This is a genomic window from Paraburkholderia sp. CNPSo 3076, assembly GCF_026343935.1.
GTDB lineage: Bacteria > Pseudomonadota > Gammaproteobacteria > Burkholderiales > Burkholderiaceae > Paraburkholderia > Paraburkholderia nodosa.
On record NZ_JAPMAL010000022.1, the window covers coordinates 130,022 to 148,209 of the forward strand.

Genomic DNA, 18,188 nt, shown 5'->3' on the forward strand with positions numbered 1-18,188 from the left:
GCCTTCGTTGGGGCAGGCGGGCGACGATAACGCGGCCGTGCCGGCCGCCGGCGCGGCGAAGAGTTGAGCTTCCTCGTACAATTCGTACGGTGGCCGCCGATGCGATGCGCGGCAGCTTATTCCCCAGCCACAGGCGTCGTCTCGGCCATCCGGCATGCGTCGACCAGGAGAGGACGGCGATGATAAAGCAGAAGATTTCTTTCGAGAACGGTCAGGGTGAATCGCTGGCCGGACTCCTTGAGCTTCCTGACAAACCTGTCGCATATGCGCTGTTCGCACATTGCTTTACTTGCGGTAAGGACTTGAAGTCCGCGTCGAAGATCGCACGGGCGCTGACTGAGCAGTCGATTGCCGTACTTCGCTTCGACTTTACAGGGCTTGGTAACAGTGACGGCGATTTCTCCAACAGTAACTTTTCCTCCAACATTAGCGACCTGTTGGCGGCAGCGGATTTCCTCAGGAGGGCACATCAGGCACCAACCTTACTGATCGGTCATAGTCTGGGTGGGGCCGCAGTTTTAGCCTCGGCTTCTGACATACCGGAATCAAAAGCGGTCGTTACGATCGGGGCTCCTGGCGACGTGCGGCATATTAAGCATTTGTTCAAGGACAGCATCGAATCAATCGAAAGGCTCGGCACCTTGACGGTCCAGCTTGCCGGTAGGGACTTCACAATCAAGCGTCAATTCCTCGAGGACGTTAACGAACACCGACTGGAAGAGAAAGTCGCGAGGCTGAAGAGGGCATTGCTCGTCTTCCATTCTCCTCTGGACGATACCGTTAGCATTGAACAGGCGCAAAAGATTTTCCTTGCGGCGAAACATCCAAAGAGTTTCATATCGCTGGATCAGGCTGACCATCTTCTCAGCGGCGGTAAAGATGCAGAGTATGTGGCACGTTGTATCGCCGCGTGGGTGTCGCCATATATCCCTTCACAATAGGCGGTAAAAACTTTGATCCAGAAGTGCAGCAATTTGGGCGGTGACCAACCAGAATTGGAAACGCATTGCCTGCCCGCAGGCAGCCGGGGCAGTTGTGTTGCAACTTAGGCTTCGCGAAATCGGTCCCACACCACAATGTCTTTAGCATTGTCGCACTGCGTACAGGTAGTCACAGTTCGCCCAACGTTCCGGTTATGTAATTGTGAGATCACCGTTCGGATTCGTCGCAACGCTGAAAAAGGAGAAAGTGAATGAAGGCTATTCAGGCAATCAAGCTGGCCGGTGGCGCTCTGATCGTCGCCGTTTCGGTCAGCGCATGGGCGCAGGGGAACGATACGGGCACGGCGCCTGCCACTTCGCAATCGTCGAAGCAGGCCAACCACGCATTGGAAAAGAAAGTGCGCGCCGCGCTGGATCACGCGAAGGACATCAAGCCGGAAAATATTGTGATTCGCGCTCGCGGTGGCGCGGTGACGCTGGAAGGCACCGTTCCGGATTCCTCCCAGGTCGACAAGGCCACTCAAGTCGCTCAGGGCGTTGCCGGCGTGACCTCGGTCAAGAACGCATTGACCATCAAGGAAGTGGGTCAGTAAGGCTGGCCTTTGGCGAGGCCGCCCTTTCGTTTGCGCGAGGGTGCGGCTTCGCCGTTCTCCCTGATATATCCTCGACAGTTCCTTTCATTCAGCCGACCACCCGGATCACCATCGACGACACCAGTCCCGCAGCATCCGTCTGCGTGACGAACGCGCGATGCACGCGCAGCGGATAGTAGTTCCCGGAAGGCAGGAATAGCGTGTCGCCCTCGCTGAGGAGCGCCTTGGTGCACTCTGGTCGGGGGGGCTGCGCGAATCGATTTTCGACGGCAGTTGGAGAGCCACGCGCGATGGCAAGTTCGCCTTGGTGGCTCGGGGTACGGCGTCGACTGACGACGGTTGCGTGAGAATCAGGTGGATGCAATGGCGCCATGAGTCACGGCAGTAGCGTCTCCAGGATATCGCAGGCTGAGAATGACGCGGTTCATTCGCCAGGCCAGCCGCTTGCAGAGATGCATTCGGTTAACGCATGTCGGGTCTTTACCCATGCCCTTTGGAGTGGCTGCCGACTTCCTGTCATATCCATCCGCGCAAGAATGACATGACCGTCGCCGATGGGGGTACCGGGAAGTGCCATGCCTGTCACTGATTCGCGGCAAGACCACGCCCCCACCATCGGGCTACTGTCCTATCGATATTCCGACTCACTGTCGGTTCGCTGAGGGATCACATCATGAACAAGCTCACTGCCACCATTCTCGCCAGCTGCTTCTCGTTCGCGACCGCGGGCGCCTTCGCTGATGATAGTGTGCCAACCGACGCGACTGCCAACGACGCGCCAAGTCAGGAGATAACCGCAAAGAGCGCAACAGCATCAGACGCGATGAGCGCCGACAGCGCGGCCAAAGACGGGATGAAAGAAGATGCGATGAACCATGACGGCATGGCCGGAGATGAAACAAAGAATGCCGAGGTGAAGGAGTAGTGTCGATCCGAAGTGATCCGCTGATGCCAGACCAGAAGACGCTTCCCGGAGGCGCTCCACGGATCACCCTCACCAGGCACCCGCGCCGTAGTCAGGCCCTTCAAAGCCTTGACGGTTTCGGAACGTCCGTTGCCTGGAGAGCCGACGTACGAATGTCAGCGTGAGAACGGTGGCCAGCGTCGGCAACTGGCCCGAACTGCGTCCCACGAGCGAGCACGACGATAGCCTCTGCCGCGCCTATTCGTGTAAAAGGCATAAGGCGCCTGCGGATTCGACCCGTCGATGCAAAACAATCGAAGCTGCGGACGAGCGGATGCTTGTCGAACGCTCAACTCTTCCACCGTGGTCCTATTGCGGGAGCGGGAGGGCGTAGTGTGGATTCACGCATTTCGGGAATGCAGTGGAGGCCTTGCCGGCGCGAAATTCCTGGGAAATTTGCGGAAACACAGCACGATTCCATTTTTCCAGAATTGGTTGTACCAAACTGTCCGTCTTTCCCAGGGCGTTCAGGGTTTCGTCTAGATGCACACTGGCATTACTTTTAAACATTGCCAAAGGCGAGAACTTTACGGCATCTGCAATTTGGTCGAGCGGCCCGTTACAGGCAATGAGGCCGTGGTAATACAGCAAACTCAGTTCGAATTGGTATTGATGTGTGGCATCCGGTGCAAGAGGTTGCGTGAAGAGTCGGTTCATCGCTGTGTTTGCTAGCCGGTCGGCCAGATACCACACGTAGCTTTCGCTATAGACAACTGGTGCGCCTTCCGCGGACGCGGTTGCGCCGACTGAGCGGCAAACGAAAACTACCAACAGTCCGGCCAGAAGATGAATAGTCATGCTCATCAAGTTCTTGCTCCCGGGCTCTCGATATCTGCCCGATTGTCGCCAATCTCAGGCAACCAGTCCAACGCCCGTTCCTGGCCGACTACGGCCCGACGCGGTTGGCCGTAGCCGACCCTTCTCGGCCACTCAAGCTAACGAATGGCGAACGGCAGGTTCAAGGCCATTTCAGTCACCCGGTTTGTCGTCGCGGCAAACGGCGAGTCGGCGCGACTTGGGCTTCACAACGACGACGAATCCTCGGCTGCCTTTGATCCGCGCGCTCGCCATTTCGAAACACTGCAGCCGAACTCGCGGCCAAACCAGTGCGAAAAGGTGCTAGACGATGAAAAACCCAGCAGCACAGCGACTTCCGAGAGCGGACGTTCGCGATTTTCGATATAGCGCGTCACCATGTCTGTGCGCACCGCATTGAGGATCGACGAATAACTCTCGCCGTAATCGGCCAGCCGGCGGTGAACGGTTCGCCGGTCGATGCCAAGGTGCATTGCAATCCGCTCGAGCGAGCACACGCCTGCCGGCAGCAGCGCGAAGACCAGTTTTGTTACCCGGTCAGGCATGGTCGTGCCCGACTGGACGAGCAAGGTATCGAGGTATTGCCGCACCTGATGCGCCATCGCAGGGTCGTACGTCGGCAGGGACTGCTCAAGGTCGGACGCGCGACAGACGATGCCGTCGAAGTCCTGATTGAACTGCGCCGGCATGCCAAATACCCGTGTGCAGATTGCGAGGTCGCGTGGCGCCGCATGCTTGAAGCAGATGCTGCGCGGGCGCCACGCCGCGCCCAGAAAGAGTGAAATCGTCCGGTAGAGCACGCCCACTGCCAGTTCGATGGCCTGGCGTCGGGCACCGACCGCCTGAATATCCTCACTGATGATCACGAGGCCCTCGGCTTCCTCGATGCGGATCATGAGCGCCTCGTTCTGCAGATGCAGATAGCGCACCATCGATTCGAGCGCCTTGCGCAGCGTCGGCTCCTCGCGCACTGCGAACGCGAGCGGACCCATGTTTGAAAGCTGGCGCGTTTCCGCCATGCGCAGGCCCAGATCATCGACGTCGGCCGCCTGGGCCGACGCCTCCAGCAGGCGCACGACGCTATCCACGGGGATCTTCATCTCCGGGTCCAGCAGCGCATACCGGCTGATGCCCGCTTCGGCCAGTTCCTTATATGGATCCAACCCTACTGAGCGCGCCGTCTCGATGTAGTTGGTCAGAGCGGTGCTCCGAAGCATGTACGACATGGTGCTTTCCCGGGGTGTCACAAAATCCAAAAGAAATGTCACAAAAAAGCAAAAACCATTCTAGTCGATCTTCGATACTACGCCCATGCCACCCACCGCAGGGACCTCAGGTGAGTAGTCCCGCGCTACTACAGTCAGGAGCAGACATGCAATTTCTGGACGACTCGTTGCACCCCGAAAATCAGGACAAGCTTGTTATTACCGTCGCACCATATGCGCCCGAGTGGATGCCCGACGATTTCCCGGAAGACATCCCGGTCACGATGGAGGAGCAGATCCAGAAGGCGGTTGACTGCTACAACGCAGGCGCCACCGTGCTGCATCTTCACGTGCGTGAACTCGACGGCAAGGGGTCCAAGCGCCTGTCGAAATTCAACGAGCTGATCGCAGGCGTGCGTGCTGCTGTGCCGGATATGATCATCCAGGTGGGCGGCTCGATTTCGTTCGCACCGGAAAGCGAAGCCCAGGCCGCAAAGTGGCTCTCGGACGACACGCGCCACATGCTCGCCAATCTGGAGCCCAAGCCAGACCAGGTCACGATTGCCATCAACACCACGCAGATGAACCTCACGGAGTTGATGACGCCGCACGCTGTGGAGGGCACCTCGCTGGCAGACCCGGTACTGCAGGCTGCCTATCGCGAGATGACCGTGCCGGCGGGCCCGGGCTGGGTCGAGGAGCACCTGCGCCGCCTGCGTGCATCGGGCATTCAGCCGCATTTCCAGCTGGCCGGCATTCACTCGTACGACACGATCGAGCGCATGATTCGCCGCGGTGTCTACATGGGCCCGGTCAACCTGACCTGGATCGGGATCGGTGGAGGTGCGGACAGTCCCAACCCGTTCAACTTCATGAACCTGGTGCAGCGTGCTGGCGAAGGCGTTTGCGTGACCTCGGAGGCGCTCCTGCGCACCGTACTCCCGTTGAACATGATGTCGCTGGCGATGGGATTCCACGTGCGTTGCGGCACTGAGGACACGCTGACCGACCAGCGCGGCGAGCGCATGACCTCGGTCCAGCAGGTCGAGCAGTATGTGCGCCTCGCACGCGAGCTGCGCCGTGAAGTTGCGACGGGCAAGGAGGCACGCGAGATCTACCGCATCGGCACGTGGTACGACAGTGTGGATGAGACGCTTGCAGCCAACGGCATGGCCCCCAACCGCAAGCCCGGTGTACGGAACGTGCCGCTGCGCGCGGCGTGACAACGAGATAACGGCCCGCACACGGCAGCGGGTCGGAAGATAAAGAGACATACGGAAGCTTGGGTTTTCAAAGCTTCCTCTTCGGAGATCCCCATGAACTTGCTCCCCGGCACGCAGCCGGACGGTGCCAGCGACGACTACCTTGTGAGTCGTACACACGCATGGTTCGCGTTCGCTATGACTTTCGCCCTGATGCTGTTCGACTACATCGACCGTCAGGTCATCGTGTCGCTGTTTCCGCACCTGAAGGTTGCCTGGAATCTCTCGGACAAGCAGTTGGGCGCGCTGGTCTCGGTCATCTCCATTGTGGTCGCGGCAGGCGGCATTCCGGTGGCGCTGTGGGCGGACCGCTTCAGCCGCGTCAAGAGCGTCTTCGTGATGGCCGCGCTCTGGAGTCTCGCGTCGATCTCGTGCATGTTCACGCGTAACTACGGCCAGATGTTTGCCGCGCGCGCACTGGTTGGCGTAGGCGAGACTGGCTACGGTTCAGTTGGCGGCGCATTGATCGCGAGCCTCTTTCCGCAGCGGCTGCGCGCGACCTTGCTGGGCGCTTTCTTCGCGGCTGCCTCGATCGGCTCCGTGCTGGGTGTCGTGCTGGGCGGTGTCATTGCGGCACGCTGGGGGTGGAGGTCGGCCTTTGGTGTCGTTGGCGTGCCGGGACTCGTGCTGGCCTTCCTGTACCTGCTGGTTCCGGATTACAAGACGGTCGCGCTTGCACCCAGCACGGGGAATGCTCCGCAGACCGCGCAGAAGTTCTCGACGCAGATCGTGAAAGCGCTGCGAAGCTCCCCGGCGATGTGGTGGACGTGCCTCGGCGCCGCCTTCCAGCTCATCGTGGTCTCCACGATCTGGGCTTGGCTGCCGAGCTATTTCGTTCGCTACCATGACGCCCGGCCAGATCAGGCCGCCATCCAGGCAGCGGTAATCGTGCTGTGCGGCGCGGCGGGATCGCTGGTGTGGGGATTCGTTGCCGATCGCCTTGCTTCACGCAGGCCCCGCAACAACCTGAATCTGATGGTAGTGCTGCCCGTTCTCACCACGCTGGTCCTTGCCGCCGCTTTCGGCGGCGTGGTTCCGGCCAGCAGGGAATACGCGGTAATCGCGCTCGGAGGGTTCCTGATGACGTGCACGTTGGCACCGTCGGCGAGTGTCGTGCTCAGCGTGATTCATCCTGGTTTGCGTTCCACCGGGGCTGCGCTCCTCTCGCTGTTCCAGAACCTCTTTGGCCTCGCGGTGGGTCCGTTCGTGACCGGTGTGCTGTCCGACAGCTGGGGACTCAAGAGCGCGCTCGCCATCATGCCGGCGTTCGGGTTGCTCGCCATGGTGTGCTTCCTGTTTGCAAGGCGGACCTATGAAGCAGAGGTGGCGGCTGTGACGGCGGTGGTTCGTCTGGACGCCGCGACCGCACCGGCCGGCGCGAATGCCGCGCTCTCGACCTAAGCTCAATACCGATCTGTCGTGTTTTTCTCCTGCATCCGGGCCGTACCATGAACCTTGTTAGCACCAGCAGCCTCGCCCCCGAACTGAACGCACCCGCGACGGAGGCCCCTGCGTGGACGCCCTCGCCCGAAGTGATCGGATCGGCGCGCGTGAGCGAATTCGTGCAGTGGCTCTCCAAAGAGCGAGGCCTCTCTTTCCACGATTACAGAGCGCTTTGGCAATGGTCGGTGGATCATGTCGACGCCTTCTGGTCATCGCTCTGGGACTGGGCTGCCATCCCCTCGATGGAGCCACGCGGACGGGCACTGGCGAATGCGGCGATGCCGGGCGCCCGCTGGTTTCCCGGCGTGCGGATGAACTACGTCGAACAGGTCTTTCGCCACGCGAATCAGACCGGCCCGGCAATCGTCTATCGCAACGAGGCTGGCGAACAAAGCGAAATGAGCTGGCGTGAGCTCGAGCGTCAGGTCGCAGCACTTGCCGGCTCGCTGCGGCGCCTCGGCGTGACGCGCGGGGACCGTGTCGCCGCGTTCATCCCCAATACGCCGCAGGCCATCGTCAGCTTTCTCGCGGTGGCAAGTCTGGGCGCCATCTGGTCGGCATGCGCTCCCGACATGGGCAAGCTCGCCGTGCTCGACCGGTTTCGCCAGATCGAGCCGAGGGTCATGATTGCGGTCGATGGCTACCAGTACGGCGGCAAGGCCTGGGATCGTCGGGCGCTGCTTCACGCGTTGCTGGACGAACTGCCCAGTGTGAAGCACGTCGTGCTCGTGCCACATCTGGACCCGCTCGCAAGCGCAGCCGGCTTCGACCATGGAATCGACTGGGCGCAGGCCATTGCCGGGGATGCGCCGCTTCAGGTCGAGCATGTGCTGTTCGATCATCCGCTCTGGGTTGTCTACTCCTCCGGCACGACGGGCCTGCCCAAGCCGATCGTGCATTCGCACGGCGGAGTCGTGCTCGAGCACGTCAAGCTCACGGCGCTGCACCTCGATCTGCGTCCGGGCGACCGCTTCCACTGGTACGCGAGCACCGGCTGGATCATGTGGAACCTGCAGGTGGGCGGGTTGCTGTCCGGCGCTACGGTATGCCTATTCGAAGGCAATCCAGGATACCCCGACATGAACGCGCTCTGGCGCTTCGTGGGCGAGACGAAGGTCGACTTTTTCGGGGCCGGGGCCGCCTACTTTCAGTCGTGCCTGAAGGCCGGTGTTGAGCCCCGTGAAGTGGCCGACCTGTCGAGTCTCAGGGCAATCGGATCGACCGGCTCGCCGCTGCCGCCGGAAGGGTATCGGTGGATCCTCGATCACGTGGGCGACGTGTGGATCAACGCCTTGTCCGGCGGCACCGACTTCGCGGGCTGTTTCGTGGCCGGAGTGCCCACGCTGCCCGTCTATCTGGGTGAAATGCAGTGCCGGTGCCTCGGCGCGCGCGTGGAGGCATTCGACGAGGCCGGCAAAGCGCTCACTGATGAAGTCGGCGAGCTGGTCTGCACGGCGCCGATGCCTTCGATGCCGCTGTACTTCTGGAACGACCCGGACAACGTGCGTTATCGCGACAGCTATTTCGACGCGTATCCCGGTATCTGGCGGCACGGCGACTGGGTGCGCATTACGCCGCGCGGTGGCGCGATCATCTATGGCCGCTCGGACGCCACGATCAACCGTCACGGCATCCGCATGGGCACCAGCGAGCTTTACCGTGCGGTGGAGGATCTGCCGGAGGTTCTCGACAGCATGGTCGTCGATCTCGAGTATCTGGGCCGCGAGTCGTATATGTCGCTCTTTGTCGTGCTACGCGCGAAGACCACGTTGACGCCGGAACTGATCGCCACCATCCGTGAGCGCATCAAGGTCGCGCTGTCGGCGCGGCACGTGCCGAATGACATCTATCAGGTGCCGGCAATTCCACGCACCTTGTCGGGCAAGAAGATGGAGCTGCCTATCAAAAAGCTGCTGTTGGGGCAGCCGATCGGGAAGGTGGCGAATCCGGACACGATGGCCAATCCCGAAAGCCTCGCCTGGTATGAGGCATTCGCAGCGCAGCGGCAGCAGTAGTCCTGCGCATGCGGCAAGAAGCATCCGGCGCGGGCGCGGCAATCCGCTGCGCGACCCGCATCGGCTAATTTTTGACATCACGGAATACAGGAGCACTACATGGCAAAGGCAATCCGCTTTTATGAAACCGGGAGCCCCGAGGTTTTGCATCATGAGGATATCCAGGTCGGTGAGCCTGGGCCCGGGCAGGTACGTCTGCGTCACGAGGCAGTCGGGCTGAATTTCGCGGACATCTACTTTCGCACCGGGTTGTATCCAGCGGCGCTGCCGTCGGGCATCGGCACCGAGGCCGCAGGCGTGGTCGAAGCGGTTGGCCCGGGGGTGACGAGCGTGGCCGTGGGCGACCGCGTGACCTATACGGGCGCCTACAACACGCTCGGCGCCTATACGACGGAGCGGATTATCGACGCCGCTCCGCTCATCAAGCTGCCTGATGCGATCAGTTGCGAAACCGCCGCTGGCATGACCATGCGTGGATTCACCGCCTCGTATCTGATGCGCCGAATCTACGCGTTCAAGAGCGGCGACACCGTCCTGCTGCACGCGGCGGCAGGCGGCGTGGGGCTCATCGTGTCGCAATGGGCAAAGCTGCTCGGCCTGACGGTGATCGGCACGGTGTCGAGTGAGGCCAAGGCCGAGGTAGCGCGTGCGCATGGCTGCGACTACACGATCAACTACAGCCAGGAAGACGTGGCGAAGCGCGTGCGCGAGTTGACGGGTGGAGTTGGGGTGAACGTGGTTTTCGACAGCGTAGGCAAGGATACCTTCGAGGCCTCGCTCGACTCGCTCAAGCGCCGTGGCCTCCTGGTCTGCGTGGGGACGGCTTCGGGTCCGATTCCGCCGTTCAACCCGCACATCCTGGCGCTCAAGGGGTCGCTCTTCGTGACGCGCCCCGCGTTGGCCGATTACATCGCCGATCCCGCAGAGCGCGCAGAACTGGCCGGCGAACTGTTTGGCCATGTTGCGTCCGGTCGCATCAAGATCGGAATCAACCAGCGCTATGCGCTCGAAGACGCCGTCCAGGCACACCGCGATCTTGAATCCCGCAAGACGACCGGTTCCTCGGTCTTCGTGATCTGACGTTATCAGGAATGCCCATATCATGCGCATCGAACAACTGACTCACGCTCTCGGCGCGGAGCTGACAGGCATCAATTTGGCCGACGCTGCCCACGACGACGGATTGTTTGCCGAGATTCGCGCCGCACTCTTGCAGCATCGCGTGCTGTTTCTGCGCGACCAGGAAATCAGCCAGGCGGAGCACGTCGCGTTCGCGCAGCGCTTTGGCGAACTCGAAGACCATCCCGTCGCCGGGAGTGATCCGGACCACCCGGGTCTCGTGAGAATCTACCGCACGCCGGAACAGCCGAACGACCGCTACGAGAATGCGTGGCACTCCGACGCCACCTGGCGCGAAGCTCCGCAGTTCGGCGCCGTGCTTCGATGCGTGGAGTGTCCGCCGGTGGGCGGCGACACCATGTGGGCAAACATGGTGCTGGCCTACGAAAAGCTCCCGGCGCATGTAAAGACCGAAATCGCCGACCTGCTCGCCCGCCACAGCATCGAAGCCACGTTCGGCGCGAATATGCCCATCGAGAAGCGGCTCGCGCTCAAGGCGCAGTACCCGGATGCGGAGCACCCGGTGGTGCGCACGCACCCGGAAACTGGCGAAAAGATTCTCTACGTCAACGTCTTTACGACGCACTTCACCAACTTCCACACGCCGGAGCGGGTGCGCTTCGGCCAGGACGCTAACCCCGGAGCCGCGGATCTGCTGCGTTACCTGATCAGCCAGGCTTATATCCCCGAGTACCAGGTGCGCTGGCGCTGGAAGCCCAATAGCGTGGCGATCTGGGACAACACTTCGACCCAACACTATGCGGTGATGGACTACCCTCCGAGCCACCGCAAGATGGAGCGAGCCGGGATCATTGGCAGCAAGCCTTATTGATTGCAGGCATCGCTTGCAGATAGCAAGCGGGCGCCAACACCCCGGCGCCCAACCAAATTCTCGTTAAAACGCTTTAGTCATGTCACGTCAGATACCGGTCGCATCAGTCGACGAACTCACCCCTGGTCGGCGAAAGCTTGCCTTTGTCGACGGCCGCAGCGTTGTCCTCTTCAACATCGAGGGGAGCGTCATCGCCATCGAGAACTCGTGCCCGCATAACGGGGCGTCACTCGCCAACGGCCAACTCGACGGACATGTTCTGCGTTGCCCGGCGCATGGAATGCGTTTCGACCTGCGCGCCTGCGCCGAACCGGACGCCCCAGGCTTATGTCCCATGCGCCTGCAGGTACTGAAACGCAATGGAAACTTCGAACTGCTAATCGAAGATCAGCGCGAGCCGAAATAAGACCAGACCGGTTCTGCCGGTAGCGGAAGCAGGACGAGCGACGTGGACGGCAGTCGACGCCGCCTCCCAAACTTATCCCGACTTGAACAGAAATATCTGCCTCCAGAGGAGGAGACACGCATGTACGTAACCGAAAACCTCATCTCGCCGACGCCCGCGGCCTATTCATACCCGCTTCTGGTCAAGCAACTGCTGCTCAACTCGCTGAGCCAGTATGGGGATCAGGAAATCGTCTATCGAGGCGAACTGCGGTACTCCTTCCGCGATTTCAGCCTACGGCTCGGCCGGCTCGCCAACGCCCTGAGCGCACTCGGCGTTCGCCACGGCACGACAGTCGCGGTCATGGACTGGGACAGCCATCGCTACCTGGAGAGCTACTTTGGCATCCCGATGATGGGAGCGACGCTGTTCACGGTGAACGTCCGCCTGTCGCAACAGCAAATCCTTTACACGCTGAACGATTCCCGGGCCGAAGTCGTGCTGGTTCATGCCGATTTTGTGCCGATGCTCGAGCAGATCCGGGCGGAACTGCCGTCGGTTCGTCACATGGTCGTCCTCGCGGACGGTGAGCCAATGCCGCAAACGGGCATGGCCGTGGCGGGGGAATACGAGGCGCTGCTGGCAGACGCGCAGCCCGGGTTCGAGTTTCGCGATTTCGATGAAAACACCCGGGCCGCCATGTTCTATACAACCGGGACCACCGGCGACCCCAAGGGCGTGACGTACAGCCATCGCAACATCGTCATGCACGCTATGGCGACCGCCATGAGCCTGTGCGCGCCGCGTGAGGGTCAGCGGCTGCACCGCGAAGACGTCTATATGCCGATCACGCCCATGTTCCATGTGATGGCCTGGGGCATGCCATACATCGCCGTGATGCTCGGTCTCAAGACGGTTCTGCCTGGGCGCTACATCCCTGAGCGGCTGCTGGAACTGCGCGAGAAGGAGCAGGTCACGTTCTCCCACTGCGTGCCGACGGTATTGCAGATGCTGCTGCAGGCCTCACGCAGCGCGGGCAAGAGTTTGTCGGGGTGGACGCTCATCATCGGCGGGTCGGCGTTCTCGCCTGCGCTTTGCGACGCAGCCTTGGAACTGGGCGCCGATGTGTTCTCCGGATACGGCATGTCGGAGACCGGCCCGATCGTGGCGCTGGCGCAGTTGCCGCCCGGATACAAGTCCACGAGCCATGAGGAAGAGGTGCGGCTGCGCTGCTCCACCGGGCGCCCGGTGGCGATGGTCGATTTCCGTGTGGTCGACGGGAGCATGAAGGACGTGGCGCGCGACGGGAAGTCCCACGGCGAGATCGTACTGCGTGCGCCGTTTCTGACGATGAGTTATGCCAACAAACCCGAGGCGTCGGAGCAGCTGTGGGCCGGCGGTTACCTCCATACACAGGACATTGCGGTGACGGGTCCGGACGGCTTCGTGCAGATCGTCGACCGGATGAAGGACGTCATCAAGACCGGCGGCGAATGGGTCTCGTCGATCGAGCTGGAGCGACTGATTGCTGAGGTAGTGGGGGTGCAGGAGTGCGCGGTGGTGGGCGTGGCGGACGAGAAGTGGGGAGAACGCCCCGTGGCGCTCGTCGTACGCCGACCTGACGCCGGCGTCACCTCCCAGAGTGTTCGGGACCATTTGATGACCCACGCACAGGCGAACCGGATCAGCCGTTATGCGGTGCCTGAAGCGGAGCGCATTGCCTTTGTCGAGGAAATCCCCAAGACGAGCGTCGGCAAGATCGACAAAAAGCGCATCCGCGAATGGATCGCCTGAACACCGGATTTCACACAACGCTGGGCGACATCGGATCGCTACGCATAACTAAACCAAACGGAGACAACATGAAAGTCAAACTCACCGCTGCCGCGGGATTGGCAATGCTCGCCGGTACGGCATACGCACAATCGACCGTCACGCTCTATGGCGCGCTCGACTCTGGTCTGCTCTACCAGAGCACGTCGGCGTCATACTCGGCGGCACCGTTTTTGCCGAACACCAAACTGAACGGCAACGCGGGCCATGTGGTTCAGCTCAAGGACGGTGGCATTTACTCGAGCATCTTCGGGATGAAGGGCTCGGAAGACCTGGGCGGCGGATACGCAGCCAACTTCAAGCTTCAGGGAGCGTTCAACAGCTCCAACGGCCAGCCGGGCAAGTCCGGTACGCCGACTGCAAGCTCGATTTTCACCCAGGTCACAACCGTCGGTGTGTCGGGCCCGTTCGGCAAGATCGACTTCGGCCGCCAGTTCGCGCCGATGGCCTACGCGATGGCCGAAACGGACGTACGTGGTGCGCAATACTTCGGCAGCGTCCTGACCGCCTGGCTGACCATGAACACGATGTCGGGCTGGACCGGAAGCAACTCGAACGCCCAGATTGGCGCGCTGTATGACGACAATGCGATCGTCTACAACTCGCCGTCATTCTACGGTGTGTCCGCAGCGCTCGAGTTCGCGCCCGGCGGCGTGGCAGGGCAGGCCCAGGGAGGCACGCGCGAGTCCGCGGTGCTCAAGTATTCAGGCTTTGGTCTAAACGCAGATGCCGTCTACTACAACGGGCACGATGCCAATCCGTTCTCATATGCCGCCGCCGGTAACCCTGCGACTGCCCAGACCGGTATCCCGCCGACTGGACAGAACAACAACCGCTTCGTCTACTTCGGCGCGAAATACACGTGGCACGATATCTCGGTCTCCGGTTCGTTCAGCAACGGTCGCAATCCGGCCAACTCGAATGGCGTTCCGAAGGCATTTGTTGTCTCAGGTGATTTCGACATGTGGACGGGCGGCATTGGCTACCGTTTCTCCCCGGCGCTTAACTTCACCTCGGGTGTGTACTACCTGAAGGACAACAAGAACAGCGCGAACCACTCTACCGCCTACGCTATCGGCGGCGACTACAGCATCTCGAAGCGCACGCTGGTTTATGCCCAGGCCGGCTACGTGGCCAACCGCGGGCAGATGAACCAGGAACTCATTTATGGGACGCCTGTAGCCCCGGGCCGCAACACCACGGCCGTCAACATCGGCCTGCGCCATACCTTCTAACTCAGGTCTGGGATTGGGACAGTTTCGCACTGGCTCGTCCTGGCACAGCCTGACGATCAACCCGAAGCAGCAGCAATCACAGGAGTATGTAATGAACACGACTACCAGGACCCTCAGTCTGGCGCTCTGCACACTGCTCGTCGCGGCGTCCCTGAACGCGTCCGCCCAACCCTCAGCCAGCGAGCCTGGCGCGACGTCTGGCACGGCGGCGTCTGCTACGCCGAACAACACCAGGCTGCGCCGCGCGGTATACACCGCAATCGCGAAGCACAAGGAAATCCAAGGCGGCAGTATTGGTGTTACCGCCAAAAATGGAGCAGTCACGCTGAATGGCACGGTCACGGATGCCGCGCAGGTCGAGAAGGTCGCCGAGATCGCCAGGGGAGTTCCTGGCGTGATCTCGGTGACAAACAAGCTGATGGTCCAGAAACCCCTGGGCGGTATGTAAACAAATAAAGTGCGAGGGGAGGAATGTAGGAAAAGGCGCGCTGACTTTTTCTCCGGGATAGCAGAAACACGAAGGACACAGACGCGCAGAACTTAACATGCGCGCCCTAGCCGCAGCACCGATATGACTTTATATGGCCCTGTGAGATCGACAGGGCGCTACTGCAAGACTTCGGCACTCGGAAACTCCCGTGTTTGCGAGAGGCAGACCGTTGACTGACGCATAGAAGGAAACCAGACGATGGAAACGATGCTGCGCTCGGCTTCAATGAGCGGCTATTTCGACGTGGCGCTGCGGGTCGGGCTAAACGCGGTCGAACTCGCGCGCGAAGCGGGTCTCGACGCCGCAGCGCTCACGAACCCGGACGAGCGTATTCCGGCAGCTGCGGCTTGTCTGCTGTTGGAGCGCTCGGCGCACAAGGCGTCGTGCCCTTACTTCGCGCTTCAAATTGCCGCAACGCGGCGCAGGTTCGGCGCTGGGGTGGTCAATGTGCTGCTCGCGCACAAGCGCACACTGCGGGAAGTCTTACTTTCGGGTGCAGAATACGGCCATCTGCTCAATGAAGCGCTCGCGGTGCATGTCGAGGACACGGGCGCAACGGTCACTATCCGCGAGGAACTAGTCGTCGATTCGGGCATCCCGACGAACCAGGCTATCGAACTCGCGGTCGGCGTGCTTGCTCGTCAAGCAAGCGCGCTGCTCGGAGAGCACTGGAAACCTCGCGCTGTGCATTTCGTTCATCAAGCGCCACCCAGTCTGATGTTCCACCGACGCTTCTTCGGCTGCCCGCTGGAGTTCGGTAGCGACTTCAATGGCCTCGTTTGCGCGACGGCTGATCTCGACCATCCGAACCCCGCTGCGGACCCAGAACTCGCGCGCTATGCGAAAGACCTCGCAGAGTCGCTGAATGTGACGGATGCCGGTTCAATAGTGCTTGAAGTACGCAAGGCCATCTACCTGTTGCTGCCGCTAGGGCAGGCGACTGTCGAGCAGGTTGCCGCACATTTACACCTGAGCGTTCGTACCATGCAGCGACAACTCGAGTTTGCCAACACGAGTTTTTCGCGGTTGACGGAGGGAGTCCGGTATGAACTCGCCGTGCGCTTCATGAGCAACTCGTGCTTTCCGATCGGACGAGTGTCGGGACTGGTGGGATATGCACATCAGGGAACGTTCACGAACTGGTTCGTCGGACGTTTCGGCATGACGCCGCGCGCCTGGCGCAACCACCGCACGGGATGGCTGTGCTGATCAACACGTAATTTTTAGGAAACTGTAGCAAGTGTCCGTTACTTGGGCCGGTGCCGCCGTTCGAATGTCCGCGTCGAACGGACGTGGCTGTTCATGGCCGAATTCGGGCCTCCACAATCGCGCTTCCTGAGAATCCGCGACGAACCGATCGGGATAGGGGCAGGCCTCGCGGCCCGACCCCTCCCACACCACCGTGCGTACGGGTCCGTACACGGCGGTTCGGATCGGTTGATCGGCTAGGGACCAAGCAATGGGAGCCCGAGAGAACGTAAGTACCCGTTTGACAGGGCGAGGTTCACTGCAGGGCTGTGACTGAGCCGCCACGCGCTGTGCGGTGCTCCGGCGGTTTGGGCGGCAAGATTGCGTTTCACGCCACGGGCAATGAGTTCCTCGAATCGAGTCCGGCCACGTTTCCATTGCTTCCAGAAGTAGCAACGAATGCGGGGCCTTGGGCGCTATGAGCCGCCGGGTCTGTTCCCGATCCGAGAAGGTAAATCCTAGAAACTTCCGCGTGTGTGGCCGCGCAACGGCACTCTTCGATTCATTGACCTGCAATTTCAGCTTGCTAGTGAGGAAGACCTTCAGCCCTGCCATCACCCGAAGCCCCGCGCGTTCGCTGCGCACGTAGACGTTACAATCGTCTGCGTATCTCACGAAACTTAGGTCGCGTCGGGCAAGCTCCCGGTCAAGATCGTCGAGTATCAGATTGGATAACAACGGCGACAGCGGACCGCCCTGCGGCGTACCTTCATCCGTCGCACCAACCAGCCCGTTTTCCAGCACGCCCGCCGTCAGGAACGAACGAATCAGCTTGAGCATCCGCTTGTCGCTGATCCGCCGGGCTATCCGAGACATCAGAATGTCGTGGTTCACGCGATCGAAGAATTTCTCGAGATCCAAATCTACAACCCAGCGGTGTCCCGCCTGAATGTAGCTTTGGGCACGTTCCACGGCCTGATGTGCCGAGCGCCCCGGACGGAATCCGTAGCTGGACTCCGAGAACGTCGGGTCCCACCGCCTTTGCAGCACCTGCAACACCGCCTGCTGAACGAAGCGATCTAGCGCGCACGGGATGCCGAGCTTGCGCACGCCTCCGTCCGGCTTGGGTATCTCGACCCGTCTCACAGGTTGGGGTTGGTAGGTTCCGCCCAGCAATGACGACCGTATCGACGGCCAGTGCTCACGCAGGTGCAGCCGTAACGCCTGGACTGTCATGCCGTCCACGCCGGGCGCCCCTTTGTTTGCTTGCACACGCTTCAGCGCCTGTTTCAGGTTCTCCCGTTCACAGACTTCTTCCATCAGTCGGCCACTAGCCGACGGGCTTTCAGGCCCGGGGTTCGCCGCCATAGGTTCAGCCCCTCGGACATCGATCTTTGGGGCTTCACCCCTATCTTCGATTCCAAGGACGCGACGCGTTTTCCGCTGCGCTCCCATGTCGAGTTCTCCGGCTTACTTGCCACTCCTTTCCGTTTGGGCCTTCAGGCGTCGCCACCCTACTATGCCCGCTGCTGACTCCAGCGTGGCGATCAACATCCCTTGCGAGATGTTCAGTCCTACTGGACACCACGCAGGCCTCCCGAGGTAAGCTCAACCGCCTTCACCGCACACCTGCCAGATCTACCTCCCCGGTCCTTGATGGTTGTGGACTTCGCGATCATTTGCTCGCTCGTCCGACCTGGTGGGCCTCATATCTGGTTTCTGTTCGTCAGGTCGCGGCTTTGCTACACGCTTCCTTCAGACCCCGCCTCGCGACGACGCCCTTGCGTTTCACTAGCCCTTCGCCCCATCTGGCTGGGCAGGGGACTCGCACCCCCAAGCTGTTGCGCATGCTCGGCGCACAAAAAAA

At 61.2% G+C, this 18,188-nt stretch carries 16 protein-coding genes; 13 read left to right on the forward strand and 3 right to left on the reverse strand.

What is annotated here, in order from left to right; translation table 11 throughout:
• Positions 1 to 179: 179 nt before the first annotated feature.
• The 3 genes from M3A49_RS25455 to M3A49_RS25465 all read left to right on the forward strand — a co-directional run bounded on the left by M3A49_RS25455 (position 180) and on the right by M3A49_RS25465 (position 2,459).
• Positions 180 to 941, forward strand: a complete 762-nt coding sequence (locus M3A49_RS25455; RefSeq protein ID WP_266231535.1) for an alpha/beta hydrolase family protein — start codon at positions 180 to 182, stop codon at positions 939 to 941.
• Between the two features lie 251 nt (positions 942 to 1,192).
• The gene (locus tag M3A49_RS25460) at positions 1,193 to 1,534 is read left to right on the forward strand and encodes a BON domain-containing protein (protein WP_254353090.1); all 342 of its coding nucleotides are present in this window, start codon (positions 1,193 to 1,195) and stop codon (positions 1,532 to 1,534) included.
• 673 nt (positions 1,535 to 2,207) lie between these two features.
• The gene (locus M3A49_RS25465) at positions 2,208 to 2,459 is read left to right on the forward strand and encodes a pentapeptide MXKDX repeat protein (protein ID WP_254353089.1); all 252 of its coding nucleotides are present in this window, start codon (positions 2,208 to 2,210) and stop codon (positions 2,457 to 2,459) included.
• A gap of 348 nt (positions 2,460 to 2,807) precedes the next feature.
• On the opposite strand, the gene M3A49_RS25470 is transcribed toward M3A49_RS25465, so the two are convergent.
• Positions 2,808 to 3,302: a hypothetical protein gene (locus M3A49_RS25470; RefSeq protein ID WP_266231536.1), complete on the reverse strand. Its 495-nt coding sequence runs from the start codon at positions 3,300 to 3,302 to the stop codon at positions 2,808 to 2,810.
• Positions 3,303 to 3,520: 218 nt separating this feature from the next.
• A complete protein-coding gene (locus M3A49_RS25475) occupies positions 3,521 to 4,540 on the reverse strand; it encodes an AraC family transcriptional regulator (protein ID WP_266231537.1) in 1,020 nt (339 codons plus the stop codon).
• A 146-nt stretch (positions 4,541 to 4,686) separates the two neighbouring features.
• Between M3A49_RS25475 and M3A49_RS25480 the strand changes: the two genes are divergently transcribed.
• From M3A49_RS25480 to M3A49_RS25525, 10 genes are all read left to right on the forward strand, one after another.
• Positions 4,687 to 5,742 carry a 3-keto-5-aminohexanoate cleavage protein gene (locus M3A49_RS25480; RefSeq protein WP_266231538.1) on the forward strand — a complete coding sequence of 352 codons (1,056 nt, stop codon included), beginning with the start codon at positions 4,687 to 4,689 and terminating at the stop codon, positions 5,740 to 5,742.
• Positions 5,743 to 5,835: 93 nt separating this feature from the next.
• Positions 5,836 to 7,182, forward strand: coding sequence for a spinster family MFS transporter (locus M3A49_RS25485; RefSeq protein WP_266231539.1), 1,347 nt, complete (start codon positions 5,836 to 5,838; stop codon positions 7,180 to 7,182).
• A gap of 47 nt (positions 7,183 to 7,229) precedes the next feature.
• Positions 7,230 to 9,239 carry an acetoacetate--CoA ligase gene (locus M3A49_RS25490; protein WP_266231540.1) on the forward strand — a complete coding sequence of 670 codons (2,010 nt, stop codon included), beginning with the start codon at positions 7,230 to 7,232 and terminating at the stop codon, positions 9,237 to 9,239.
• Positions 9,240 to 9,338: 99 nt separating this feature from the next.
• On the forward strand, positions 9,339 to 10,319 hold the full coding sequence (locus M3A49_RS25495) for a quinone oxidoreductase family protein (RefSeq protein WP_266231541.1): 981 nt from the start codon (positions 9,339 to 9,341) through the stop codon (positions 10,317 to 10,319).
• A 22-nt stretch (positions 10,320 to 10,341) separates the two neighbouring features.
• Positions 10,342 to 11,190 (forward strand): TauD/TfdA dioxygenase family protein, encoded by an 849-nt coding sequence (locus tag M3A49_RS25500; RefSeq protein WP_266231542.1) that lies wholly within the window; start codon positions 10,342 to 10,344, stop codon positions 11,188 to 11,190.
• A gap of 79 nt (positions 11,191 to 11,269) precedes the next feature.
• A complete protein-coding gene (locus tag M3A49_RS25505) occupies positions 11,270 to 11,596 on the forward strand; it encodes a Rieske (2Fe-2S) protein (protein ID WP_266231543.1) in 327 nt (108 codons plus the stop codon).
• 120 nt (positions 11,597 to 11,716) lie between these two features.
• A complete protein-coding gene (locus M3A49_RS25510; RefSeq protein WP_266231544.1) occupies positions 11,717 to 13,369 on the forward strand; it encodes a fatty acid--CoA ligase in 1,653 nt (550 codons plus the stop codon).
• Positions 13,370 to 13,437: 68 nt separating this feature from the next.
• Complete coding sequence (locus M3A49_RS25515; RefSeq protein ID WP_266231556.1) at positions 13,438 to 14,643, forward strand: porin; 1,206 nt, start codon at positions 13,438 to 13,440, stop codon at positions 14,641 to 14,643.
• Between the two features lie 91 nt (positions 14,644 to 14,734).
• Entirely contained in the window at positions 14,735 to 15,091 is a 357-nt protein-coding gene (locus M3A49_RS25520; protein WP_266231545.1) for a BON domain-containing protein, read from the forward strand.
• A 240-nt stretch (positions 15,092 to 15,331) separates the two neighbouring features.
• Positions 15,332 to 16,342, forward strand: coding sequence for an AraC family transcriptional regulator (locus M3A49_RS25525; protein WP_266231546.1), 1,011 nt, complete (start codon positions 15,332 to 15,334; stop codon positions 16,340 to 16,342).
• On the opposite strand, the gene ltrA is transcribed toward M3A49_RS25525, so the two are convergent.
• Positions 16,343 to 17,641: a group II intron reverse transcriptase/maturase gene (gene ltrA, locus M3A49_RS25530; RefSeq protein ID WP_266231547.1), complete on the reverse strand. Its 1,299-nt coding sequence runs from the start codon at positions 17,639 to 17,641 to the stop codon at positions 16,343 to 16,345.
• Between the last annotated feature and the right edge of the window lie 547 nt (positions 17,642 to 18,188).

What these genes read in the sequence shown, in the direction of transcription:
- M3A49_RS25455 (WP_266231535.1), top strand. Translation starts at nt 180, where the DNA reads ATGATAAAGCAGAAGATTTCTTTCGAGAACGGTCAGGGTGAATCGCTG.
- M3A49_RS25460 (WP_254353090.1), top strand. Translation starts at nt 1,193, where the DNA reads ATGAAGGCTATTCAGGCAATCAAGCTGGCCGGTGGCGCTCTGATCGTC.
- M3A49_RS25465 (WP_254353089.1), top strand. Translation starts at nt 2,208, where the DNA reads ATGAACAAGCTCACTGCCACCATTCTCGCCAGCTGCTTCTCGTTCGCG.
- M3A49_RS25470 (WP_266231536.1), bottom strand. Translation starts at nt 3,302, where the DNA reads ATGAGCATGACTATTCATCTTCTGGCCGGACTGTTGGTAGTTTTCGTT.
- M3A49_RS25475 (WP_266231537.1), bottom strand. Translation starts at nt 4,540, where the DNA reads ATGTCGTACATGCTTCGGAGCACCGCTCTGACCAACTACATCGAGACG.
- M3A49_RS25480 (WP_266231538.1), top strand. Translation starts at nt 4,687, where the DNA reads ATGCAATTTCTGGACGACTCGTTGCACCCCGAAAATCAGGACAAGCTT.
- M3A49_RS25485 (WP_266231539.1), top strand. Translation starts at nt 5,836, where the DNA reads ATGAACTTGCTCCCCGGCACGCAGCCGGACGGTGCCAGCGACGACTAC.
- M3A49_RS25490 (WP_266231540.1), top strand. Translation starts at nt 7,230, where the DNA reads ATGAACCTTGTTAGCACCAGCAGCCTCGCCCCCGAACTGAACGCACCC.
- M3A49_RS25495 (WP_266231541.1), top strand. Translation starts at nt 9,339, where the DNA reads ATGGCAAAGGCAATCCGCTTTTATGAAACCGGGAGCCCCGAGGTTTTG.
- M3A49_RS25500 (WP_266231542.1), top strand. Translation starts at nt 10,342, where the DNA reads ATGCGCATCGAACAACTGACTCACGCTCTCGGCGCGGAGCTGACAGGC.
- M3A49_RS25505 (WP_266231543.1), top strand. Translation starts at nt 11,270, where the DNA reads ATGTCACGTCAGATACCGGTCGCATCAGTCGACGAACTCACCCCTGGT.
- M3A49_RS25510 (WP_266231544.1), top strand. Translation starts at nt 11,717, where the DNA reads ATGTACGTAACCGAAAACCTCATCTCGCCGACGCCCGCGGCCTATTCA.
- M3A49_RS25515 (WP_266231556.1), top strand. Translation starts at nt 13,438, where the DNA reads ATGAAAGTCAAACTCACCGCTGCCGCGGGATTGGCAATGCTCGCCGGT.
- M3A49_RS25520 (WP_266231545.1), top strand. Translation starts at nt 14,735, where the DNA reads ATGAACACGACTACCAGGACCCTCAGTCTGGCGCTCTGCACACTGCTC.
- M3A49_RS25525 (WP_266231546.1), top strand. Translation starts at nt 15,332, where the DNA reads ATGGAAACGATGCTGCGCTCGGCTTCAATGAGCGGCTATTTCGACGTG.
- ltrA (WP_266231547.1), bottom strand. Translation starts at nt 17,641, where the DNA reads ATGGAAGAAGTCTGTGAACGGGAGAACCTGAAACAGGCGCTGAAGCGT.